Source organism: Peribacillus sp. Bi134, assembly GCF_918698065.1.
Classification (GTDB): domain Bacteria; phylum Bacillota; class Bacilli; order Bacillales; family DSM-1321; genus Peribacillus.
On sequence record NZ_CAKKLN010000018.1, the window covers coordinates 1 to 23,366 of the forward strand.

The window sequence follows — 23,366 nt, forward strand, 5'->3', positions numbered from 1 at the left end:
ACTTACTAACCAGTACCCCAAGTCCTCCATGTAGTGTCATAGCTTCGCTTGTTATTCGAGATCTGCGTCCCAACCAGCCTCAAACATGTTTCTACAAGTAGGGGGCGGACAGTTTAGTTCACGGGATCAAGTCCCACGCACCCGTACGTCCTACTCTGGCTACTGATATAATAGATTCTATTAAAAAAAGGTCAACCAGTAATTTTTACTGGTCGACCTTATAATACGAACGCACCCGTTAGTTCCATAAGGAATACAATTAGGGGTACCGTCAGGAAAATGCGGATTTACAACGTTAAGGAATTTTCAATACTAAAAAGCCCAACTTCACCGTTAATTAAGAGAAATTGGGCTTTTTCATTACTCCATAAGCATTTTTAAGTTATATTCAAAAACCATGCTTTGACACTGTCTAAAGCATGGAAATTATTTAAACTAATATAAATCTGCTAAGTTGGTTTTTTTAGCTCATCTATTTATTGAATTCATTAACTGGAAGAAGTATTCAGGTTTGTGAGTCTTATTTAGGTTATACCATGAATGTAATGTATCTGGTGCAAATACATCTAATTTTTTCAGTACTTCCATCGCAAATTCCAGAGGAGCTACTCCTGATGCAGTAACCAAATTCTCACCAGATACCGCAGGTCCCATCTCATAAAATTTTTCTCCTTTATAATTAGGACAAACCATTTTAATATACTCTAAGTTATTGCTTGTATGCTTTCTAGAATCTAGGTATCCCATATTCGCAAGGGCCTCAGTTGCACCACAAATTGCAGCAACAATAGTGCCAAGCTTTAAAGCTTCGCCAATTTTTTTCATGATTGGTTGATGAATAACTTCTCCCCAAGTATTCCCTCCAGGCAAAACTAAAAGATCTTTACTCTCAAGAGTACACTCATCAAGGGGAATATCTGGTTTTATGCTCAGTCCCCCCATCGTAGTAATAATTTCTTTATTAGCTCCTACTGTAACTACTTTTAAAGGTGCTATATCTTTTTTGAAATATCTTCCTGTGTTTAGTTCGGCAATTAAATATCCATATTCCCAGTCTGACATTGTGTTAAATACATATAGATAAACTTTTTTTGTTTGCATCCAATAACACTCCCAATCACAATTGATATAGCCAATTATAATATAACTTCCCTGACAGCTAACGTCAGGGAAGTTATCATACTTGATGAAATTTTATTAATTCCGACAGAACTTCAATAAGTCTTTTCTTTAGACTTATTGGCTCAATAACTTGAATAGATTTACCGTACGGTAAAAGTAAATAAGGTACATATGTATGTATCATATCCTTTTCAAGAAGAAATACTGCTTGATTTGAAGTCCGTTCTTGTAAATAATGTCCTAAAAACCAATGTTGGCAAATATCTCCCAACGTCCTTGTATTCCCATTAATAACTAAAGAATTATTCCCTCCCTTATCTTCTATAGTTGGAAGGAGGTTTTTCATAAAAAAGTCACGTGCTGAAAAATTTTCTGGCCGGTTAAACTTATTTTCGGTTAGCATTAGACTTTCAATTCGATCTACTCTAAAACTACGGATATCATCCCTAAGATGACAAAATCCAATCACATACCACTTATTATTCCAATAGATAATTCTGTACGGATGGACCAATCTATAATTTAATTGCTTTTCGCCACTTTTATGGTAAAGAATTTTTACTGAGTACCCGTCAGCTACGGCCTGCTCCAACTCCTTCAAAAAAGGTTCCATAGAGATTGAACTTAATCGACTTATTACTTCAAGACTAGTTAAATGTTGGTTTATCTTTGTTTCCTGCTCTTGATTTGAGTATTTACTTAGTTTTGAAATGGCCCTATTTAGTGCTTCACTTCCATAATATCCGGCTTCTTCTGCAAAAACAGCAGCATGAAATAGTGAAGTTTGCTCCTCAAAATCAAAAAAAAGAGGAGCCTCAATAAAATTGTTCAATAAAGTGTATCCACCGTTATGTCCTGGTTCTGAAATTATAGGTACGCCACTTGTTGAAATTGTATCAATATAACGATACACAGTCCTTATATTCATCTCTAACTTTTCTGAAATTTGTTTTGCAGTAATTTTTTCACCTGAACGAAGCATCCATAGAATTGCTAACATATTGTCAATTTTAGGCATATGATTCCACCTCTATATGGAATTTATTTCCTATTATATATTTCCGATTTTTGGTATAACTCATCATCTGTTCCTTTCCGATAGCTTTCTATATAATGAGGCCCTAGACACATTTGTAATTTCACAAATTTGATTTACAGTCATATCTCCCTCTTTATAAAGCTTTACTGCATAATTCATTCCTGCATGATTTTTATGGTACTTCTTTAACCGACCTTTAAACTTTCCTTCTTTCTTAGCCAGTTCAATCCCTTCACGCTGCCGCATACGGATAAGATCACGTTCTAATTGGTTTACACCCGCCATCTTCGGTATCCCGCCATCGAATTTAAGTAAATTGCTAAAAAATGGGTGGTTCCATCTTCAACTAAACTGTCCCTTTAGTTCCATAAGAAAAAGAGCTGCCAAAGCAACTCCCTTATTGATTTAAGGCACCTGTTAGGATATTATTGCCTGTCATCGAGCTCTTCCATATCACTCATTATTTTTTTATTCTTACTAAAATGAATAGCTATATATAAAAGTAAACCAAAACACCCACCAATTAGTACCTTAAAACCTGAACCAACAGCTGCCCATTCCAAGGCGTAGAAAATTATCACACCGAAAAGAACATATGAAAAAACTGTATTAATCAATATCATTCAGCCTTCTTCCTTAATTGACGTACTATATAAATTCTATTTCAAATGCATTATTCCTTGTAGAACTAACCTGCCCCGTTAGTTCCATAAGAAAAAGCTGCCTTAAAGACAGCTCCGATCTTCAGCTAACGCACCCCTTAGTTCATTAAGAAACTAGAGCGAAGGAGTTGTTTTTGTACCTTGGTGAAAAAACATTTTCCATCTTCCCTCTCGAAATTTCCAAATTGAACTTCGCAATGAATGTTGTTGTTTTACTTCGTTAAATATTCGGTAAGTAGTTAACACTATTTCTTCAGACAATGGATGTATTTCAAAATTACTCAATGTCATCTTTACCTCACCTATTCCGTTTTCACCAATCCCCTCATCTTTGTACAAGACTTTACCAGAACTTCCAAATTCAAAAAAATTGACTGCAAGTAAATTATTAAGCTCTTTTTGTGATGTGCGAATCTCAGGTTTTAACAACTTCTCTTCTAGTTGACGTAAATGTTCTTTTAACGAAGATTCACTTTCCATTTTCCACTCCCCTTGTCTACTATACGAATAATATCGAATACTCGCTTTTTCCTCTTTTAGCTAATCTGCCCGATTGTACGAAGACACAAAGATAAGTACATTGGGGACATGAATTTGAGTACATAGAATTATTAATCCACTCAAAACCGCACCAATTCAATCACTAAACTGTTTTGAGATACAAAATCGAGTACATTATAAACAATACAGTCATACAAATTTATCTGTAAACACAAAGGGGAAGGCAATATCTATTCCCTCCCCTTTTTCGAACAACATATATTTTTAATCTTCTTGATTACTTTATAAAAAGATTGATTATTTTTGTGATCCTTAATGAACTAACGCACCTGTTAGTTTAAGTACAAACCTTCACAATCTTGCTAACCTGCCCCGTTAAAAAAAGGCTGTCTAAACAACAGCCTGACTATTACACGCTAAGTTAGTCTTCTTGTAAATATTTATGGTCCAAAAAAAATCATAAATAGCATTAGAAATATGTTTAATACTAACAATATCTTACCAAAGAGATTTTTTATTGCTAAAACAGAAAATACAATAGAAATTAAGAATGAAAAAATTGCTAGTTTTGGTGGGAAATACGCAACGTCTAAAATGCCTGACATAGAAAAATACAAAAGAAAAATGCTAATAAATATAAATATCATTGAAAAAATTAATGCTATCGTGATAAAAATAAAAGTCCTGAGTTTTTTCAGATGTTGTTTCTCATAACTATAATCAACCATTTTTCCCTCCGGATATTATGTTTGTTTAATCCTAAAAAAATTTCTTCGGCTAACACACCCGTTAGTTTAAGTAGTGTTATATATTTATTGTCATTTTTCTTTAATAAAATAGAAACCTGTCCCATTTTTTTGTGAAACAAACCCTTGTTGAGCTGAGCTATTTTCTACCATATTTTGCTCTTCTGCTGTTATAACGGTGGTAACATCTTTTCCTTCAGCTGCCATACCTTCTCTACGGTCTTGTTCCTCTCTAGTAACAAGTTTATATGTATCTGTTTGTTTTGAGGAAACTTCTGCCGATGCTTCTGTCTTTTGCAAGTCTTTCGCAAAACCAATTGATACTGCTAAAACTCCTGCAAAACCAAGGGTTAAAAATAATTTCCCTTTCATATAAAAACCTCCCAATAATTTCTAACTGTTCCAATAACATATTTTACCACAACTAAAACTATGTTACTTTTAAATTTATTTCTTCAACTAAACTACCCCGTTAGTTCCATAAAGAAAGAGCTGCCTTAAAGACAGCTCCGATCTTCAGCTAAAGCACCTGTTAGTTTAACAAGTACCTATAATAATTTAGACATAAAATACTGGTCGAAAAGTGTGTCATTAATCAATAATGAGTTTCTTTTTATTCCTTCTATCTCATATCCCATTTTCTTATATAGAGATACTCCTGCTTCATTTTGAATGACTACTGTTAGTTCTAACCGTAAGATATTATGAGTTATTGCCCATTCTTCTAACCTTTGAAATAGATTTGTTCCTATACCACGCCCTGTGTATTCTTTTAAAATACCTATAACTAGGTAGGCTGAATGTTTTGTTCTTCTTGTATCTCCGCCAATGACTGCTAAATATCCTACTAACTGTCCACCTTGTTCTGCAACAAGTACCGTTGAATTATTCTCCTTGTCCACTCGTTCCAACCATTTACGTTGTTGTTCAGGAGAACCTTTTCTTTCTCCTGGTTCCATAAGCATAAAATCAGCCTCGGTTTCAACTTGCTTCATTAGCAAATCAAAACTTTCAGTATCCTCAGGTTTTATCTCTCTGATTAACATTGAATTCCCCTCCACAAATATATATCCAATATTATACATCTTATGGAACTAACCTGCCCCTTTAGTTTAAGTACATTCTTTCACAATCTCAATGGTGTAGAGCCTTTTTAGACACAATCCAATCACCTACAAAATAGAGTTGATAATGGGGTACAAAATATTCGTATGGTACTTTATCCTGTACAAAGAACTTCCAACCATTACTTTTGTATTATGTTATTGTATAATTTAGGTATTACATAAAATGAGGTGGCATGCATGGAAACAATCCAAACAGAATTAGTAGACGGCTGGAAACTTATAGCACATCCGGATTATACGGTTTTCTCTAATGAAAAAAGCTATATTGTAGTGCAGAAAGACGATATGAACGAAATGATTATAGCCTTTTCTATCAACAACAACACATTTAGTGTAACTAGTTGTAATTGGGGATTAAAATTCGATTTTCGTAGCGATGAAAAAAAAATTGCCATAACCACCGATCCAAATGAATATGAAGAAGATGAAGATGAAGATTGAAAAGTAAAGCATCCTTTCGAGGGTGCTTTCTTTTTATCTAAAGCATAACAGGGTAAGATGGGGTGAAACTTTAGAAACTCTATGTTTCTTTTCTTTTATATTCCTACTTTTAGGGGTACCTCCAACATTTCGAAAATTTTGTATGCTAAGCAAATATCAACCTAAAAAAGTCGATTTCCTGTATTGATAAGGAATCGAATCGACTTTTTTGTTCGCTTGTTAGACTAACGCACCCGTTAGTTCATTAAGACATACGATTCTTATTAAAGAATCGCGCCCTTTAATGGTTTATAAACTCTATAATTACCAGACAGGTCTTAACCTCGATGATAGTTTATCTTCATTTTCTTCATAAACTAATTTTGTTAAATCTTCTTTGAGCATTTGCAGGCGTTCAGCACCTATGTTTTCAATCCAACGTTGCTCAATCTCAGTTAGTATTTTCTCTTTTGCTTTCACTACTAACCAACCTCGTTCGGTCAAAACAATAATTTTCCCTCTCTTATCAGTAGGATGAGCTTTGCGCATTACATAGCCACTTTTCTCAAGATAATCCACCATTTTACTCACAGCTTGCTTTGTAATTCCTAAATATTCGGCTAGTTCTATACCTGTTGCTCCATTGGGAGTGATGCATTTAAACATAAAACCATGTGCAGGTCTAATATCTCCAAATCCCAATTCACTCAATCTGTCATGTAATTCATTAATTAATGTACTAAAGGATAATGATAAAAGTGATGTAAGATCCAATTCACTAAATACTTCATGATTCATACATAAAACCTCCTCAAATAAAGTCAATTAAGTTGACTTTACTTGAAATCCATTGTACTATACACCATGTAGTCAATCAAGTTGACTATAGTTCGATTATAAAAGAAATAGGATTCACCGAAACAAAATTAATACATTATGGAGGGTTCTCATGGCTAACATCGTTAAAATTAGAGGAAGTGTATTTGCACCGTATGCTTGGTTGGAACCTATTAAAGATCCTGCAACAGAAAAGATATTCGAATACACTGGTGATGCACGTGAATTTACACCAAACGCTGTAAACACTATGCGGTCAAGATTAGAGCAAGAAGTGATTATTGATTTTTATAAAAAAGAAATTTCCACCTATACAAATGCTTGTACCGTAACTGTAAAAGTTACAAATCCAGATGGTTCTATTGATTATAAAAAAGGAAAAACAAGTACAGAAAATATTGTATGTACTAATGTTATGTGGGGCCCTGATGAAATTTCTTTTGAAATGAGGGCAAGTGCAAGCAACCCTTTAAATGCAGCAGCACCTGCGGCTGATTATTTATTAACTATACATGTTAACAAGAGTGGTGTTGCACAAATTGAAGGTGCACATGATGGGTTCCCCTGCTATGAATTTTATAAACAAACAGATTTTGGTCCATTTGAATTAATATATACACATGATTTCAGAAAAACTGGTGACACTCCAGCAGCGCTAGCTGGGGAAATGGAATACAGTTTTAAAACGACAATCTAGATATAAATACTAAGTAGAAGTTTACAAGAAGCAAATATTAAAGGAAAAGCAATAATTATACGAAAGAAATTGCGATCTGCTTTGCTCAATGACTCAATATTATTATCCATAAAATTAAAAATCATAGAGGTATGTCTCATGACTAATATCGTTAAAGTTAGAGCAAGTGTGTTTATTCCAATGTCTTGGACTGAACCTAAGAAAGATACTCAAACAGGAAACGTGATTCAATTCGAAGGTGACTCACGTGAATTTACACCATATGCTGTAAACGCTATGCGTTCCAGAATTGAACAAGAAGTAGTGGTAGATTTTTATAAAAAAGAAATCTTCACATATGCGAATACTGGCATAACAACAGAAAGAATCACAACTCCTGATGGTTCCGTTAATAAAAAATCAGGAAAAGCTAGTACGGAAGGTATTTTGTGCACTGATGTTGTATGGAGATCAGATGACGTCAAATTTCAAATGAGTGCTAGTGCTAGCAACCCATTAAATGTATATGCACCTCCCGTTGATTATCTATTAACTGTACATGTCAAAAAAGATGGTACTATCGATATTCAAGGTGCACATGACGGATTCCCTTGTTATGAATTTTATAAGCAAGTAAACTTTGGTCCGTTTGAAAAGATTCATACACATGACTTCAGAGAAACTGGTGATACAGCTGAAGCTCTAGGTGGAGACATGGAATATAGTTTTAAAAAGATAATGTAAAGACAATAGGATTCCCTTTTTAGTGAATAAATATATAACAACATAAGAGTGAGTAACAGGAGGAAAATAGAATGACAACAGTATTATTTGTAAAAGCAAACAATCGCCCCGCAAACCAGGCGGTGAGTGTGAAATTATATGAGGCTTTTTTAGCAAGCTATAAAGAATCACATCCAAATCATACAGTGGTAGAACTTGATTTATACAAGGAAGAATTGCCATATGTAGGAGTAGATATGATTGACGGTACATTTAAGGCTAGTAGAGGACTTGATTTAACAGCAGAAGAAGCAAAAGCAGTAACTGTTGCTGATAAATATTTAGAACAATTCCTTGCAGCTGATAAAGTTGTGTTTGGATTCCCATTATGGAACTTAACAATTCCAGCTGTACTACACACATATATTGATTATTTAAACCGCGCGGGCAAAACATTTAAATATACGCCAGAAGGTCCGGTAGGTCTTGTTGGAAATAAAAAAATTGCATTATTAAATGCAAGTGGCGGTGTGTATTCTAAAGGACCAGCAGCTGAAGTAGAAATGGCTGTTAAATATGTAGCAAGTATGATGGGCTTTTTCGGTGTAAAAGATATAGAGAAAATAGTGATTGAAGGTCACAACCAATTCGCAGATAAAGCAGAAGAAATTATTGCTGCAGGGCTTGAAAAAGCTGTTAAAGTAGCAAGTACGTTCTAATTAATAAAAAACTTGTCACTCAATATAGCAGTACCAACACTTTTATTAGTGGTGGTACTGCTTTTTTTATTCGCTTATCTTGCTACTTTGGGAGGAGTTAGGAATCCAATTGATGTAATAATTCCATTTTAATCTTATAAAACGATAGAAAGAAGGATTGCATTACAATGAAAAGTTGATGGACAAAATATATATAAACTTGATTTCCTTATTCAACTAACCTGCCCCGTTAGTTCAGTACCATTTTTCGGATAATTTTTCACCACTCAAATTCAGGATTAAACTCTTCCGGATCCATCATTGCTTTTGTGTAGGTGACCGGTTTTTCGTTCGGCATAGTGATAGTTAATTCTGTTCTATCCTTGTTTAACTCTAAAGTTATAAATGAAGTCCGATTGGTCTTTTCTTTGCTGTATAATACCGCAGTCATTTTGTGTCCCGTGGATTCTGCTAATTTAAAGTATCTGATATCCCTTTTTTCATTTTTCTTTTTGATATTTTCGTACTTTAGCTCATCGCCATTAGATGAAATCACTATGTATGACTTATCTGTCATCCAACCGCCGTAAATATGATACTTGGTTACTTCATAAGATGGAACGCTGTTAGTTCTTGTGGGTTCTTCCTTAGTTATTCCTTCTTGGGTATCTACCTTTTCAGTATGTTTGACTTGTTCTGTCTCACAAGCAGCAAGACTACCTAAAAGCAGGAGCCCCACTGTGATCTTTTTCAAAGTAAACAAAGGCCTGCCCCCCCCTAAAAGATGGATGAAAATTTCGAACCATTAAATTATCCACCCTAACATTGAGTCTTGAAGACAATAACTCAAATATTATACCATAATAAACCAATTTCTTATGGAACTAACCTGCCCCGATAGTTGCATAAGAAAAAGCTGCCTTAAAGACAGCTCTGTTCTTCAGCTAACGCACCCGATAGTTTAAGTATATTTCTTCACAAAATTTTATTAGTTCGCAACTAAGATTTAAGAACATAATTGATAAATCAGCTATTGGGTTAGTAAAGAAACGTGAACTTAAAAAGTTACCACCAAATAAAGACCTTAACGGTCTCTCTTTTCCCAATAACCATTAGATTGGGATCATTTGCACTGTTTATGTAAGCTACCATTACATATTATTCCATTTAAATCCAAGTCATATTTACAACCAGTGGAGATTGTTGGATGACATTTATTGTCCCGTGTAGCTAATACACGTATAAAGTGATGGAAATAAGGCGAATTGCCTTTAACTTCCTTGCATAAGAAACGTATAAGATATTAATACTATTTGAGAAATAAAGGAATTTTGTAGAAGATTACACAGATTTTAGCTGCTGATATTAGGCAAGTATAGGGTGATGAAAATGTGGAAAACGATTGTTTCCTACCTTCCAGAATGGCAGGTTTTTATACAAGCTTTTATTGTGTTTTTTATTCCTTATTTAATCTCCAAATTGTTTAATCGGCTTCGCAACTCAAAGGATGAGTGATGAAAATGAAAGAGTGGATATCAAAGATCAGTAAAAAAGGAAAAGTTACTAATAAAGACAAACAAGTAGCAACTACCTCCCAACTGATCAGTTTACAGATAATTTTAATTTAAATCTAGAAATGGTTAGGCAAGAAATTGGCCATAATTGGGATGTGCATTTTCGAGAATTTAATATAGGGCGTACCGGTATTCGGTCAATTATCATTTTTGCGGATGGATTATCAGATAAAGACATCATTGATAAACATATTATGACATCATTGATGGTTGATTTTTCAGCAGAATATAAACAGGTCCTTCCTTACATCAAAGGAAGCATTTCAAAAGAATTCATAAAAATCTATTAGTGAGGTTGAAGAAGTTGGTTCCATTAAAGAGTTAGCATCAAAAGTACTAACAGGTTCTACCGCGCTTTTATTTGATGGATCAGTGGATGCCCTAATCCTTGGTACAACAAAACTAAAAACAAGAACTGTTGAAGAGCCGGTATCAGAGGCATTAGTCAGAGGTCCACGGATCGGTTTCACTGAATCTTTAGTTGATAATACATCTTTTTTAAGGAGTAGTGGTGAAATTGAAAGTTTATCGTTAGTACAATTCCAAGTAGGTAAGCAGTCAAAAAAAGACTTAGTTGTCGCTTATATTAAAGATATTGTTGATCCCGAATTAGTTCAAGAGGTAGAAAATCGAATTAAGAAAATTGATATTGATAGTGTTCCGGAATCGGGTTATGTAGAGCAACTTATCGAGGATAATTACCTTAATCCCAGCCTTGGTTCCTATAATGGAAATGGCCAGTTTGGTCGGAATCATCCCTGAATGAAAAGAGATGAAAGCTATATACAAAGACGGTGTAAAAAGAGCCAGAATAGCTGCGAGGTAACGAATACGGATGAATGTACCAGGAATCCACCTTTCATAATAATCTTCCGGTGATTGTAACATCATGCTCAAAGCGAAGGGCTTCCCGTTTAACAAGATGGCCACTCGACCTTCCATCAAAGCAGCGATCACCCGATCAGGACGCTCTGTATTCTGTACCTGCGGAAAAGGGGGTTCCGTTTCCGGCACTTATCGAAGCATTATTCATGGAAATATCCATCGAAATTTTGAGGGAAGCAGGACTCCGATTGCCTAAGCCAATCGGTCCCGCAATGGGAATTGTCGGCGGTTTAATCATTGGGGAAGCTGCTTACAGGCAGGGATCGTTAGCCCTGTTTTGGTCATTGTAGTAGCCTTAACCGCTATTTCATCATTTTCCATTCCGCAATATAGTACTGGGTTTACATTACGGATGCTTCGTTTTCCCGCCATGCTATGTGCTGCCACATTTGGATTATTCGGGGTCATTCTCTTTTTTCTTTTAATGGCCAGCCATTTAGTTAAATTAAAAAGCTTTGGTGTGCCCTATTTGAATCCAGCCGTTCCTTATCGCTTAAGTGAGTGGAAAGACCTGATGGTTCGCATGCCACTTATGATGATGAAACGCCGTCCAAAGATGATGCATACAAAAAATCCCATTCGCAAAGGATAACCTATCGGTGAAAGGGTGGTTAAAGAATGATTCTCAGTCCGAAAGACCAAATTACAACTCCTCAAACAGCTGTCATTGTCATCAACTTTGTACTAGGCACAGGATTACTCACCCTACCCAGATCAGCTACCGAGAAGGTGCATACACCAGATGTATGGATAAGCGTTATTTTAGGCGGGATTATCGCGATAATCGCTGGGGTGATCATGGTCAAATTAAGCCAACAGTTTCCCGAAAAAACCGTTTATCTATACATCAATGAAATTGTAGGAAAATGGGTGGGGAGTTCACTTAGTTTAGTTATAATACTTTATTTTATTATGACTTCCGGATTTCAGCTCCGTGCAATGGCTGAGGTAGTAAGGTATTTACTTCTGGAAGGTACGCCTACATGGGCAATTACCATGATTTTCATGTGGGTAAGTCTTTATCTCATCATCGGAGGAGTTAACCCCATCGCCCGTCTTTTTGAGATTGTATTACCTTTGGCAGTTATCCTTTTTTTGGTTGTTACCCTTATGAGCTTCAAAATATTTGAGATCGATAATCTGCGTCCTGTATTAGGAGACGGAGTCATCCCTGTACTAAAAGGAGTAAAAACAACGGCTTTCGCTTTTTCAGGGCCTGAAATCATGTTACTGCTTGTTCCGTTTATGAATCAGCCAAAAAAAGCAGTAAAAGCCCTGCTTGTTGGAGTTTCCATTCCATTGATTTTTTATGTGATAACGGTCGTAATGGTGATCGGGGCATTATCTGTTGATGGAGTGGTCCTGAGAACATGGCCGACACTGGACCTTATACGGAGTTTTGAAATCTCCGGTTTAATCTTTGAACGGTTTGAATCTTTATTGCTCGGGGTTTGGGTCATGCAAATATTTGCCACATTTACCATCTCATACCTTGCGGCTGCTTTAGGGCTGGCTCAACTTACGAAAAAGAGCATTCACCCATTCATGTTTGGCTTGCTTCCGATTCTCTACATCATTGCCATGATTCCGAAAAATATGAATGACCTATTTAAACTAGGGGATTTCGTCGGCCATATGGCATTGTTTTTATTTGGTTTTCTCCCGCTTCTCCTGCTTATTATCTCAAGAATAAGAGGGAGGAAAATATGAAACAAGCACATAACAATATACGCCCCCTCTTCATTTCCCTCTCCGTTCTTTTGTTCTTATCCTTTACAGGATGCTGGAGCAGTCATGAAATTGAAGAGCAAAGTTTAGGTATCGGTTTAGCATTCGATAAAGCCAAGCAGTCCTCCATCGAGAAAAAGTTAAACGAACAAGGGGATGGTTATTCAAGAAACAAACTAATAGCTGACAGTACGAGTACACTGCGCTTGTTGAACTAACCTGCCCCGTTAGTTCCATAAGGAAAAGAGCTTCTAATCTAATCAGCTCCTGTTATTGAAGTAAAGCACCGTTTAGTTTTAAATCAAATTATTTTCACATCTATTTATCTTCGTTATTACTTCTCTCATTATTTTGAAGATAAATCTTTTTAAGAGTTGAATTTATATTATTCAATGCAATTAGAATAACCCCCAACATAACAAAGGTTACTATTTCCTCAGTAAACCAAGATACTATTCCTAAAATTACAGCATAAAGAATGTATAACCAATTACTCATTTATTCAATATCCTCCCTAATCTACATAATCAACTAATTTTACTACCAAATTTTAATCAACTAACCTGCCCCTTTAGTTGCATAAGAAAAAGGTTTAATAAAGCTTTCCAATCATTACTCCCATGGATTTTCGTATTTAGTTCTAATTTTATCGACTTTATTATATTCGCAAATGGTATCTTTGCCTGATAATTGAACCTTCATCGTATTTTTTTCGACTATAATAGTAAAATTGTCAGAACCACCATCATAATCAAATTCGTAATCATTATTCTCTATGTGTTTATATGTTCCAGAAGATTGTTCTCCGCCCTGGACTCTTGAATTTTGAATTTCAAAATTATTTTCCCCTTTAAAGGTAAAGGAGTCTCGACAAACAATCTTTTCTCCATCCGTATTTTTCCATGTACCTTTCCAAGATGGTGCTTTTCCTTCACCACACGCAGCTAATACTAATGCAGCCATCGTTGAGATCAATAACATTTTTTTCATTAATACACCTACTCCAAAGGACAACTTTATTTCCTGCTCCTTTTAATACGAACTAAAAAGGTAAAAGTTCCCTTGTATTGAACTAACCTGCCCCTTTAGTTCCATAAGAAAAAGCTGCCTTAAAGACAGCTCCGATCTTCAGCTAACGCACCCGTTAGTTCATTAAGAAAAGCGATTCTTATTAAAGAATCGCGCCCTATAATGGAATAAGATTGAGCTTCTATTAGCTGGTTACTTAAAGAAGAAAAGTGCGTTTCCGTTGTTTCAGAAACGCCCCTGTTAAATTAAGAATAACACTTCACAATATCGGCCCAATTAATAAAAAATATCATTTTATTATTTCACTCAGGTTTCTCCCCGAATTTTTTGCCGAAATTCTCCATCATATCAAGTATTGGGATAAATTCACGCCCTTTAGTTGTTAATGAATATTCAACACGTGGAGGTACCTCAGGAAAAACCTCTCGTTTAATTAATCCATCTGTTTCTAATTCTCTCAACTGTTTTGTAAGAGAACCTTGTGAAATGTCCCATAAAAAAGCTTTAATTTCGCTATAACGACGTTCTTTTGTTTTTAAAAACCAAAGAATAAGATACTTCCAGCGTCCTGAAAGCATATTTTGGGTATACGCAATACCATAAACGTCTCTTTGCTCCTTAATAAACTCTTTTTCAAATCCATCCTTACATATTCTGGCCATACTTACATCCCTTTTCTTCTGTAAAGTACAAAAAAGTGTACTATATCATTTTTTATTGCCTACTTCAAAAGTAAGAGTAATGTGTTTATTGTATTATTTATAACCAAAACACACAATTACCACTCAATTACCTTAATGGTTGTAAAAAAAGGAATGTAGACAATTTCGCGTTGAGGCAATTGGAAAATTCTATAGCTGATATTGAATCATAATCGGACAAAATTATATTTAGGAGGAACAATAATGAGATTTGGAATTATAGGTGCAGGACCAATAGGGACAATTATTTCTAAAAAATTAGTTAAGAATGGACATGATGTCAAAATCGCAGATGCTCGAGGAATTGAACGTTTAGAAGGAAAAGAGTTTGCTGGAACACCTGTGAGTGTAGAAAATGTAATAACTAATATTGATGTTCTAATAATATCTATCCCTTTTCATGTAATGCCAAGCATTCGCAACATTGTAGATAAAGCTGGAGAAGAACTAATCGCTGTAGACACTTCAAATTATTATCCTTTTAGAGACAATAAAATTGAAGAAATTGAGAACGGGATGGTTGAAAGTGTTTGGGTTTCAAATCAATTAGGTAGACCTTTCATTAAAGCTTTCAACAATCAATTAGCTTATACTTTAGAAAATAAAGGAACCCCCGAAGGTACTAGTGGTCGCATTGCCATGGCGATTGCTGGTAATGACCTATCGCAAAAACAAATAATCATGGACGTAGTAAACGAGCTAGGCTTCGACGCAGTAGATAGTAGTTCTTTAAGTGATTCGTGGAGACAGCAACCAGGAACGCCTGCATATTGCACAGAACTTACAAAAGAGGAACTAACAGAAGCATTGAAAAAGGCAAATAAAGAAAAAGCCCCATTCCTACGGGATAAGGCGATAGAGAGTTATCAGCCCGGATATTCACATAAAGATATTGTGAATCTAAACAGAGAAATATATAATTCATAATTTAGGAAACCCATATTGATCATTGCTCTGGTATTTAATTTTAAATTGAATAGAACACATAGGAAATTTGGAACCAAAAGTAGTGATCAAAATATTTGATCACTATTTTGGCATATTTTAAATCTCTCTGTTCATCCACTTTGGATGTAACACTTTAAAAATATTTAGACGTTGTTAACAATTTTCATCGACGTAAAAAAATTGTATTGTTGTTACACTAATCTGCGACGTTAGCTTAAGTATTTCTTCACAATCCCCCCTATTATTTTAACATAAATATCCAGTTTTCTTGTTTAGTGATCTTTCACAATCTGGCTCTTTAATGGAATAACATGACTGACGTTTTTAAACAACCTTATTATGTTTTAAACGACTTTATTGTAAATTAAACAACTTTAATGTCACTTAACAGTATTCCTTATGGAACTAACCTGCCCCGTTAGTTCCACAAGAAAAAGCTGTCTTAAAGACAGCTCTGATCTTAAGTTAATGCACCCGTTAGTAAGTTCAACAAGAAAAAAGGAGTTACCGAAGAAACTCACTTCAATTTTAATTTAAAGCATCATACGACCAATAGAAATTCTTTCGCTATTTCTGCCTTCTTATTCCTTTTCTTCATTTTTTGCTGAAATGAACCATAACATCAGTTCAATACGTGTACATAATGTAAAAAGTTCAATATTAATCCTGTAAAAGCAAATAATAGTCCAATGTAAAAAGTCCAAGGATTATCCTCTTTTTCAGAATCAAAGGTCCGGTAAGTAATAAAACCCAATAACAAAGATACGATAGGAATAATTATATACTGTGGCCCAAAAATAAAGGATACTAAACCTAATAATAGAGTTAGCATCCCATAAGGATTTTGTCCTTTTATAGAATTTAAATGCTCAATTTCCTCCGGGGTCAGACCCTGGTGTTCGTACTTAGTTATTATTCGTTTAAGCATCCCTTGCACCATCCCTTGAAAAATGATGTTTATAACAAAATTAAGCTTGCCATAATTGTTAATTATTAGTTACCTTTATTTGTAAAAAAATTGTAGAAACATCACCGTACCCTCGGACCCTGTAATTCAACTAACGCACCCGTTAGTTTAAGTACAAATGTTCACATACTTATCTTTACTTCTTAGTTAGCAAGTTGTTTTGTTGTAGGATTATATATAAAACCTCTCAGTAATATAGATACTAGAGTTAGTATCAAGAATCCTATTCCCCCTAATACAACATATTGTGTACCCATTCCTGATATAAATAATCCACCTACTGCGGTTCCAATCGTTATCCCTAAGTTACCGCAGGAGAGAAACAATCCATTAGCGAAATCAGGAGCTTCTGGAGCCGAAGAGGTAATCCAATATTGACCAACATTATTTCCTATAGCAAATAATATTCCCCATAACATAATAGTTATTAACATAGGTCCAGTGGACTTCCCTGTAAGGAATGACAATAGAAGAACTAATCCTAATATGATTGGAAAAAGGGTTGCAGTTTTCATAGCATTTTTGGTAAGTAACCTTCCTCCTGCAATATTTCCCAAAAGACTTGCCAAGCCTAATAAAAATAATGCTAAAGTTAATGTCCTCCCCGATATATTTGTAACGGTTCCAAGATATTCTGCAATGAAACTATTAATGCTCGAAGTTGCAGAACCTATAAATACGACAGTTGCAATAGCTAACCAAACAATTGGCTTTTTTAATACACTAATTTGTGTTCCGTAAGATAGCCTTTCCTTAACAGGTAAGGATGGGATAAATATCAATGTAGCTATGAAGGCAATTGCATTAACGATGGCAAAGAATAACATTGCCATTTCTATGGAGGTTTCACTAGCAATGTAATTAGTGATTGGTACACCAAGTATCATACCTGCGGTTACTCCCATAATCACTTTAGAAACAGCCTTTGGAGCTTCTTCCTTGCTAACAGATGTGGCAGCTACTGTCAAAGCCAACGAACAATAAATTGGATGGAAAACAGCTGGAATCACACGAGCAATTAGCAAAACAGTAAAGTTTGATGCAAATATTGAGACAATGTTACCGAAAACAAAAATACCAAGTACAAGTAACATTATCTTCTTACGATTTATTCCTGAAAACACCATCGGCATAATCGGAGCAGATATTGCGACAGTAAGTGCAAAGAGACTCACTAGCAAACCTGCTTTGGCTACACTGATATCAAAGTGCTCAGCAATTGAAGGTAATATCCCGATTACGCCCATCTCAGTAGTTAGGATACCGAAAACTCCTATGGTCAAAATAACTATAAGTAAACTATTCTGTTTAGACATAAGTTTGATCACCCCTGTTTATTACTTATTCTTTTGTTTTTTTAGTTTTTTTTCATTCGGAACTACAGACTTTTCATAACTCTCAATTTTCCCGTTCAAAAGCTCCAAGGTTTTTTGTTGTTCCTCAATTCTTGCAACCAACTGGTTTCGTTGTTCTATTAACAGTTCCTTTCTTGTTTGCATAGTCTCATCTCCTTGATGAACCATTTTTACATACTCCAGCAACAACTCTATAGACATACCTGCGTTACGCATAAACAAAATTACTTGAATCCAATGACAGTCCTGTTCTGTGTATTCCCTTAACCCACTTTTGTTACGGTTTATAGGGGGAATCAGACCTATTCGTTCATAATAGCGTAGGGTATCTGGTGAGATACCAAATTTTTCGCTTACTTCTGAAATTATCATAACAATGTCCTCCTAACTCTTGAAAGCATAACAGCTGGAGTGAACTCCAGGTCAAGGGTATTTATAAATTATTCTATCTAAATTCTTATGCAACTATCCTGCCCCGTTAGTGCCATAAGAAAAAGCTGCCTTAAAGACAGCTCTGATCTTAAGTTAACGCACCCGTTTTGAAAAAAGCATGTCACGATTCAGTGCCGTCACCCTTCTTCATGTTAAAAGTCTTCATCCCACGTGATGTAGGAGGTAGTGGCCTTTGATTATCGCCTTCCCTTTTCAAATTATTATCGGAGCTTAAAAATTTGGGTCTGTATTTTAACGCCCACATTGGTCTCCTAAAGAATGTATCGCCTAGTCCTTCCGGGTTAAGTGGAGCAAGTGGTGTCATATAAGGAACTCCGAATGAACGTAGGCTACATAAATGAACTACGACGACAAAAAAGACTAAAATCATACCATATAAACCCATTGTGCCTGCGCAAATGATAAATACGAACCGCAGCAAGCGAGCCGAAATTGCCATGGCGTAGGAAGGGGTGGCAAAACTTGCAATGGCCGTAATCGATACGATGATGACCATTGCCGGTGATACAATTCCAGCTTGGACTGCCGCCTGCCCAATCACCAGAGCACCAACGATGGACATAGTCGCGCCAATGGCTTTGGGCATCCTTAGGCTTGCTTCTCGTAAGAGTTCAAATATTATTTCCATTATGAATGCTTCGACAACTGCCGGAAAAGGAACGGAATCCCGTTGGGCTGCAAGAATGACGAGCAGCTTTGTTGGAATCATTTCTTGATGATACGTTGTAGCTGCCACATATACAGATGGGGCAATTAGCGAAATAAAGAAAATAAAAATACGTAAAAAACGTATAGATGAGGCTATATCAAAGCGAGCAAAGTAGTCCTCGACAGATTGAAAGAACTGAATAAATAACGCAGGTGCCACCAAGACAAAAGGTGTTCCGTTAACAAAAATGGCTACCCTTCCTTCAAGTAGATTGCCTGCGACCTTATCCGGTCTTTCTGTATGATCCAGGGTGGGGAATGGGGTCATGACCTGATCTTCTATCAATTGTTCAATATATCCGGATTCAAGAATACTATCAATATTTATTCCTTTTAAGCGCTTTTTAACCTCCTCGACGATTCCTTCTTTGGCAATCCCATTTATATACATGATGGAAACATCCGTCTTTGTCACCGTCCCAATTTTCATCGACTCTATCCATAAATCCGTACTATTAATGATGCGGCGTACCAGTGCTATGTTTGTTACATTCGATTCCGTAAATCCCTCTCTTGAACCGCGAACTACAGAATTTGTGCTAGGTTCCTGAACGGAACGCCTTTCTCCCCCTTTTGTACTTGCAACCAGGGCTATGTTTATTCCGTCAACAAAAATGATGCTATCTCCTGATAATAATGACAAAACCATTTGTTTCCAGTCCGTTACGGATTCTACACCACCGAGAGAAACCACGTCTTTAGAGATTACCTCCAACGCTTCTTGTGGAAGTAGTTTTTCTTTAAGATGAGGATTTTTCATGATGGATTCAATTAAAAAGTCAGTAACGCTTGGATTATCAATCAGACCCTGCACATACAAAATAGCCGTTTTAATCTCAGGATTTTGACTGATTTTCAAATTTCGGATAATAATGTCGGGGCTGTTACCTGTTTTCTGCCTCACCTTTTCCAGATTGGCTGAAATGGAGCTGTCAATAAGTTCAGTTGTTATACCTTTAGATTGGTCCTTTTCATCAATCCTTCGCTTCTCACGTTTCTTCATTTGTCCTTTTTGTTTGAAAAAAGAAACCATAGACCGGACCTCTTTCATTCCTTTTTCTTTTTATCCTGTCCAAAAAAATTGTCTTTTATGGATACCATCATTCCCAACGATGCTATTAGAGCTAATATTTAGATATTCTTTATGTATCTAACCTGCCCGTTAGTTCCATAAAAAAAAAGCTGCCTTAAAGACAGCTCCGATCTTCAGCTAACGCACCCGTTAGTTCATTAAGACACATATTAACCCCCAAATTTAAAGTATTACACCTGAAAAATCCCCTTTTAATACTTCTTTTTCATACTGATTTTTACATAAAAAGAATGCAATAATAGCTGTTCTATTATTTTCTTGCCTTTCATATTTTTCAATTTTAACTTCACATATTATTGTATCCCCGGTAAACACAGGTCTTAAAAACTCAAAATTCATAGTACGAGCCATTACGTGATGATCTCCACCTATTTTTGTTGGTAGAGTTGCCGTTAATAACCCTTGAATTACAAGTCTTCCCTGTTCATCTGGGGTTATATGATGATTCCCTTCATCACCTGAAATCTCTGTAAATAATTCAACATCCCTTACTGTAAAAGTCCGTTCAAACGTAATGATAGCTCCTACTTTTAATGACATATAAAATCCCCCCTGAAGGTTTTATAAAGTTGATTAATACCCGCGGACAAAACGCGAATTTTATATCTTAATAACTAACAGCGTCGTTGAAGTATTGTTTTGGTAATTTGTTTTCGGATTTTGGATATAAGATATTTATCTGAGGAAAGGAAGATAAATAAGCTGCATAGAAACCAGAAACGTTTTTCAGATATCCTTATGTGAGAAAATCTTGAGGGTTCCAATCTTTCGGCTTTATGTTCTTATTCATCCATTTCTTTTGTGGTGCTTGGTATGGGGTGGAGGCAATTAAATGATTATTGTGCCAGCTTGCTGCTCCGGAACGAATCATTTCATCGAGCAGGATTGGGATAAATTCTTCTGGCTGAAGTTGGAAAGAGTAGTGTGCAAAATCTTGGAACCAACCACACTTTAGTAGGTAGTTATCGAGTTCTTCTTTTGTCAATCCGTTTTTAATGATTAATGTGAATGAAAAAATCCTTTTGCAGGCATGCCATGCAACCTTTTCTGGCATTCTGAGCCACTTTTCAAACCGTTTTCTTGCTGCATCAATGGCAGTCAGAGGATTCTCTATTTGCGGTCCATGTCCTGAATATGCCTGTTGAATTCGAAGCATGGACAACTGATCCAAACTTTCTATCGATCGTTGGATAGATGAAACACCCTCTCGAAAGATATTTAACCATCCGATATCACCTTTGTGGAAGAGATCCCCGCAAAATAATACTTCTTCTTCCGGTTCATATAAAGAAATATGTCCTAACGTATGTCCTGGTGTGTGCAAGATTTTTAACGTTCTGCTTCCTGTATTAATATCATCGTTATCAGAGAACTTTAGATCGACTCGATAAGGTTCTACAGGCTGATCTAACCATTCTGAACTACAGGCTTCCGAGTCGCAAGAATTAATTAATTCTGCTTCCCATTTATGAGCACCAATCCTTACTCCATAATTTTTTTGAAAATGAAAATTGCCTCCTACATGGTCACTATGATAGTGCGTGTTCACAATAAGGTGTAATTCTTCTGGTGAAATGCCTACTTCTTTAATTAATTGCTCTGTATCTTTCACATCACTTCCAAAACCAGTATCAATAAGGACCGGGAGCTGATCCTTAATAAGGATCATGTTTGCACTTGGGAATTTTCTTTCAAAGAAAATAATACTGGATTTTTTAATAAGCCATTCCTCCTTAAATTCAAATAGACTAACCAATAATAATCGAACAAACTACTAATCAATTTAAATGTGAAATATATTCAAAGGCTGTTGTTCCGTATACGCTTTTAAAGTGTTTATTTAAATGGGTTAAATCAACAAAACCACATTCAGCTACAGCTGAATGAATATCTCTATTTTTTTCTATTAACTGCTTTGCATATTCTATCTTGCAGTTAAGAAAGTATTGATATGGTGAAATGCCAGTATGAGCCTTGAATAACCGGATAAACTTAAATTTCGATAAATCAAGCTCTTTACATATCTCGTCAAGTTTAGGTATAGTTTCTAAGTTGGTGTGAAGCATATCCTTCGCTTTTCTAATTAGAGTGTTAACTTTCTTATAGTCTGTAGAAAGATTAGTTTGAATAAGGTTATCTGTGAGGGATAACAGTAATTCACTGCACAATGCCTCGTCTTTTTCGCTTAATATTGCATTAGAAAGACTTAGTATTCCTTGTTTAAGCCTATAATCATACACAATGGGGTTTGAAAAGCGTATGATATCCTTCTTCTCAATAACCTCCAGAAGCAATTGTGGCTCAATATATAGCATCACATAATCTAGTCCTGTCTCATCATGTGCCATTCCGTCATGTGCCTGTTCCGGATTAAAAAGCATAACGCCATTTTGATAAGACAAGTGTAAACTGCCATCCAAGTTATAGTGTTGAATGCCACGCAATGTGACTCCTATTGCATACTCTTTATGAGAGTGCTTCTTATATGTGAAATCAGTAATACTTGCTGACAAAGCCGTAATACCCGCCGATTTTTTATAGATAAATTTATCCATTTCATTCACCTCTTAAGTAGCTACCTACATCCAGATCATGATTGCAGCATAAACTAAAAACAATGCCATCAATATATTAACAATCTTTTTATTCTTCTGTAAAAACTCCTTGAAGATTGCACCAAAAAGTACCCATGTAATAAATGCTAAGAATCCTATTACAGTTATAGCGATAACGCTTATTGTAACCGCAGGCATTGAGACATAATAGGGCATAATATAGGTAGGAATGACAGTCATTGTAAATAGTACTACCTTTGGATTTAAAAACTGCGTAAGAAATCCAGACATAAAGGTACCCGTTTGGTTTACAGTTGGTTTTGATGAATCCATTTTGTAAACTTGATAAGCAAGATACAACATATAAAAGCTTCCGATTATCTGCATAACAATTAAAATTTTTGGTATGATCGTTGCAAGTATCGTATTTAACATAGCAGAAATAGCAAGTAAGAAACCAAAAGCAATCGTTGCTCCATACGTATATTCCATTGCCTTTTTTGTCCCAGAGTTATGCACGGTGGATAATATGACGATATTAGTGGGTCCTGGTGTAAATGTAACAATAAAACAGTAAAATACAAAAGATGTAATATTCATGAGGTAAACTCCTTTCAAGATATCCTCATGCAATTGTACATCCTAACTTTAAAAGCTTATAGTATGTTATTGCAGGGTTATATATTGCTTCTGTAAAGATAACTCTATAAATTCAGGGTGCTGATACGTCAAAACCCTGACTTCCTTACGTAAGCAGGAAACCAGGGTCTTTATACAATTTCTATGAGATGAACTGAAAATTTACAACCATCAAACTTT

General features: G+C 35.6%; 26 protein-coding genes and 4 pseudogenes. 9 read left to right on the plus strand and 21 right to left on the minus strand.

Annotation, left to right across the window (positions count from 1 at the left end):
* Positions 1–468 precede the first annotated feature (468 nt).
* The 7 genes and pseudogenes from LQ188_RS25835 to LQ188_RS25865 form a co-directional block, all read right to left on the minus strand.
* On the minus strand, positions 469–1,101 hold the full coding sequence (locus LQ188_RS25835; protein ID WP_054396774.1) for a type 1 glutamine amidotransferase family protein: 633 nt from the start codon (positions 1,099–1,101) through the stop codon (positions 469–471).
* A 76-nt stretch (positions 1,102–1,177) separates the two neighbouring features.
* Positions 1,178–2,140 carry a WYL domain-containing protein gene (locus LQ188_RS25840; RefSeq protein ID WP_101226152.1) on the minus strand — a complete coding sequence of 321 codons (963 nt, stop codon included), beginning with the start codon at positions 2,138–2,140 and terminating at the stop codon, positions 1,178–1,180.
* Positions 2,141–2,203: 63 nt separating this feature from the next.
* Positions 2,204–2,446: pseudogene (locus LQ188_RS25845) on the minus strand (helix-turn-helix domain-containing protein); the annotation flags it as partial.
* Positions 2,447–2,586: 140 nt separating this feature from the next.
* The gene (locus tag LQ188_RS25850; protein WP_101226153.1) at positions 2,587–2,784 is read right to left on the minus strand and encodes a hypothetical protein; all 198 of its coding nucleotides are present in this window, start codon (positions 2,782–2,784) and stop codon (positions 2,587–2,589) included.
* A 153-nt stretch (positions 2,785–2,937) separates the two neighbouring features.
* Positions 2,938–3,303: a DUF4440 domain-containing protein gene (locus LQ188_RS25855; protein ID WP_230178827.1), complete on the minus strand. Its 366-nt coding sequence runs from the start codon at positions 3,301–3,303 to the stop codon at positions 2,938–2,940.
* Positions 3,304–4,142: 839 nt separating this feature from the next.
* Positions 4,143–4,442: a hypothetical protein gene (locus LQ188_RS25860; protein ID WP_230178829.1), complete on the minus strand. Its 300-nt coding sequence runs from the start codon at positions 4,440–4,442 to the stop codon at positions 4,143–4,145.
* A gap of 176 nt (positions 4,443–4,618) precedes the next feature.
* A complete protein-coding gene (locus tag LQ188_RS25865; protein ID WP_230178830.1) occupies positions 4,619–5,116 on the minus strand; it encodes a GNAT family N-acetyltransferase in 498 nt (165 codons plus the stop codon).
* Positions 5,117–5,374: 258 nt separating this feature from the next.
* On the opposite strand from LQ188_RS25865, the gene LQ188_RS25870 reads away from it, so the two are divergent.
* The gene (locus LQ188_RS25870) at positions 5,375–5,638 is read left to right on the plus strand and encodes a hypothetical protein (protein WP_230178831.1); all 264 of its coding nucleotides are present in this window, start codon (positions 5,375–5,377) and stop codon (positions 5,636–5,638) included.
* A gap of 303 nt (positions 5,639–5,941) precedes the next feature.
* Here the strand turns inward: LQ188_RS25870 and LQ188_RS25875 are convergent, their stop codons facing one another.
* Positions 5,942–6,415 (minus strand): MarR family transcriptional regulator, encoded by a 474-nt coding sequence (locus tag LQ188_RS25875; protein WP_101226140.1) that lies wholly within the window; start codon positions 6,413–6,415, stop codon positions 5,942–5,944.
* A gap of 151 nt (positions 6,416–6,566) precedes the next feature.
* Between LQ188_RS25875 and LQ188_RS25880 the strand changes: the two genes are divergently transcribed.
* From LQ188_RS25880 to LQ188_RS25890, 3 genes are all read left to right on the plus strand, one after another.
* Complete coding sequence (locus LQ188_RS25880) at positions 6,567–7,151, plus strand: DUF3238 domain-containing protein (RefSeq protein WP_230178832.1); 585 nt, start codon at positions 6,567–6,569, stop codon at positions 7,149–7,151.
* Between the two features lie 138 nt (positions 7,152–7,289).
* Complete coding sequence (locus LQ188_RS25885; protein ID WP_148359655.1) at positions 7,290–7,874, plus strand: DUF3238 domain-containing protein; 585 nt, start codon at positions 7,290–7,292, stop codon at positions 7,872–7,874.
* 71 nt (positions 7,875–7,945) lie between these two features.
* On the plus strand, positions 7,946–8,572 hold the full coding sequence (locus LQ188_RS25890) for an FMN-dependent NADH-azoreductase (protein ID WP_101226143.1): 627 nt from the start codon (positions 7,946–7,948) through the stop codon (positions 8,570–8,572).
* A 259-nt stretch (positions 8,573–8,831) separates the two neighbouring features.
* On the opposite strand, the gene LQ188_RS25895 is transcribed toward LQ188_RS25890, so the two are convergent.
* Positions 8,832–9,314, minus strand: a complete 483-nt coding sequence (locus LQ188_RS25895) for a hypothetical protein (protein ID WP_101226144.1) — start codon at positions 9,312–9,314, stop codon at positions 8,832–8,834.
* 843 nt (positions 9,315–10,157) lie between these two features.
* On the opposite strand from LQ188_RS25895, the pseudogene LQ188_RS25900 reads away from it, so the two are divergent.
* Positions 10,158–10,836, plus strand: a pseudogene (locus LQ188_RS25900) (spore germination protein); the annotation flags it as partial.
* Here the strand turns inward: LQ188_RS25900 and LQ188_RS25905 are convergent.
* Positions 10,831–11,121, minus strand: a pseudogene (locus tag LQ188_RS25905) (spore germination protein); the annotation flags it as partial. The pseudogenes LQ188_RS25900 and LQ188_RS25905 sit on opposite strands and share 6 nt — an antisense overlap.
* On the opposite strand from LQ188_RS25905, the pseudogene LQ188_RS25910 reads away from it, so the two are divergent.
* From LQ188_RS25910 to LQ188_RS25920, 3 genes and pseudogenes are all read left to right on the plus strand, one after another.
* Positions 11,118–11,602: pseudogene (locus tag LQ188_RS25910) on the plus strand (spore germination protein); the annotation flags it as partial. The pseudogenes LQ188_RS25905 and LQ188_RS25910 sit on opposite strands and share 4 nt — an antisense overlap.
* 26 nt (positions 11,603–11,628) lie before the next feature.
* Positions 11,629–12,720 (plus strand): spore germination protein, encoded by a 1,092-nt coding sequence (locus tag LQ188_RS25915; RefSeq protein ID WP_230178833.1) that lies wholly within the window; start codon positions 11,629–11,631, stop codon positions 12,718–12,720.
* Positions 12,717–12,956 carry a hypothetical protein gene (locus LQ188_RS25920; protein WP_230178834.1) on the plus strand — a complete coding sequence of 80 codons (240 nt, stop codon included), beginning with the start codon at positions 12,717–12,719 and terminating at the stop codon, positions 12,954–12,956. The genes LQ188_RS25915 and LQ188_RS25920 overlap by 4 nt, the downstream gene beginning before the upstream one ends.
* Before the next feature lie 100 nt (positions 12,957–13,056).
* Here LQ188_RS25920 and LQ188_RS25925 read toward each other — a convergent pair whose 3' ends face one another.
* The 3 genes from LQ188_RS25925 to LQ188_RS25935 all read right to left on the minus strand — a co-directional run bounded on the left by LQ188_RS25925 (position 13,057) and on the right by LQ188_RS25935 (position 14,429).
* Positions 13,057–13,236 carry a hypothetical protein gene (locus tag LQ188_RS25925; protein ID WP_101226148.1) on the minus strand — a complete coding sequence of 60 codons (180 nt, stop codon included), beginning with the start codon at positions 13,234–13,236 and terminating at the stop codon, positions 13,057–13,059.
* A gap of 114 nt (positions 13,237–13,350) precedes the next feature.
* Positions 13,351–13,728 (minus strand): hypothetical protein, encoded by a 378-nt coding sequence (locus LQ188_RS25930; protein ID WP_230178835.1) that lies wholly within the window; start codon positions 13,726–13,728, stop codon positions 13,351–13,353.
* 341 nt (positions 13,729–14,069) lie between these two features.
* Positions 14,070–14,429, minus strand: coding sequence for a winged helix-turn-helix transcriptional regulator (locus LQ188_RS25935; protein ID WP_101226146.1), 360 nt, complete (start codon positions 14,427–14,429; stop codon positions 14,070–14,072).
* Between the two features lie 243 nt (positions 14,430–14,672).
* Between LQ188_RS25935 and LQ188_RS25940 the strand changes: the two genes are divergently transcribed.
* Positions 14,673–15,395 carry an NAD(P)-binding domain-containing protein gene (locus LQ188_RS25940; protein ID WP_230178837.1) on the plus strand — a complete coding sequence of 241 codons (723 nt, stop codon included), beginning with the start codon at positions 14,673–14,675 and terminating at the stop codon, positions 15,393–15,395.
* Positions 15,396–16,038: 643 nt separating this feature from the next.
* Here LQ188_RS25940 and LQ188_RS25945 read toward each other — a convergent pair.
* The 8 genes from LQ188_RS25945 to LQ188_RS25980 all read right to left on the minus strand — a co-directional run bounded on the left by LQ188_RS25945 (position 16,039) and on the right by LQ188_RS25980 (position 23,147).
* Positions 16,039–16,344, minus strand: coding sequence for a cell division protein FtsK (locus LQ188_RS25945; RefSeq protein ID WP_230178838.1), 306 nt, complete (start codon positions 16,342–16,344; stop codon positions 16,039–16,041).
* Between the two features lie 182 nt (positions 16,345–16,526).
* Positions 16,527–17,699, minus strand: a complete 1,173-nt coding sequence (locus tag LQ188_RS25950) for an MFS transporter (protein WP_230178840.1) — start codon at positions 17,697–17,699, stop codon at positions 16,527–16,529.
* 21 nt (positions 17,700–17,720) lie between these two features.
* Positions 17,721–18,110: a MerR family transcriptional regulator gene (locus LQ188_RS25955; RefSeq protein ID WP_230178842.1), complete on the minus strand. Its 390-nt coding sequence runs from the start codon at positions 18,108–18,110 to the stop codon at positions 17,721–17,723.
* A gap of 181 nt (positions 18,111–18,291) precedes the next feature.
* Positions 18,292–19,932: a spore germination protein gene (locus LQ188_RS25960; protein WP_101225824.1), complete on the minus strand. Its 1,641-nt coding sequence runs from the start codon at positions 19,930–19,932 to the stop codon at positions 18,292–18,294.
* Between the two features lie 222 nt (positions 19,933–20,154).
* A complete protein-coding gene (locus LQ188_RS25965; protein WP_230178843.1) occupies positions 20,155–20,532 on the minus strand; it encodes a hotdog domain-containing protein in 378 nt (125 codons plus the stop codon).
* A 196-nt stretch (positions 20,533–20,728) separates the two neighbouring features.
* Entirely contained in the window at positions 20,729–21,661 is a 933-nt protein-coding gene (locus LQ188_RS25970; protein ID WP_230178845.1) for an MBL fold metallo-hydrolase, read from the minus strand.
* Between the two features lie 109 nt (positions 21,662–21,770).
* On the minus strand, positions 21,771–22,547 hold the full coding sequence (locus LQ188_RS25975; protein WP_230178846.1) for an AraC family transcriptional regulator: 777 nt from the start codon (positions 22,545–22,547) through the stop codon (positions 21,771–21,773).
* Between the two features lie 24 nt (positions 22,548–22,571).
* A complete protein-coding gene (locus LQ188_RS25980; RefSeq protein ID WP_230178847.1) occupies positions 22,572–23,147 on the minus strand; it encodes a LysE family transporter in 576 nt (191 codons plus the stop codon).
* Between the last annotated feature and the right edge of the window lie 219 nt (positions 23,148–23,366).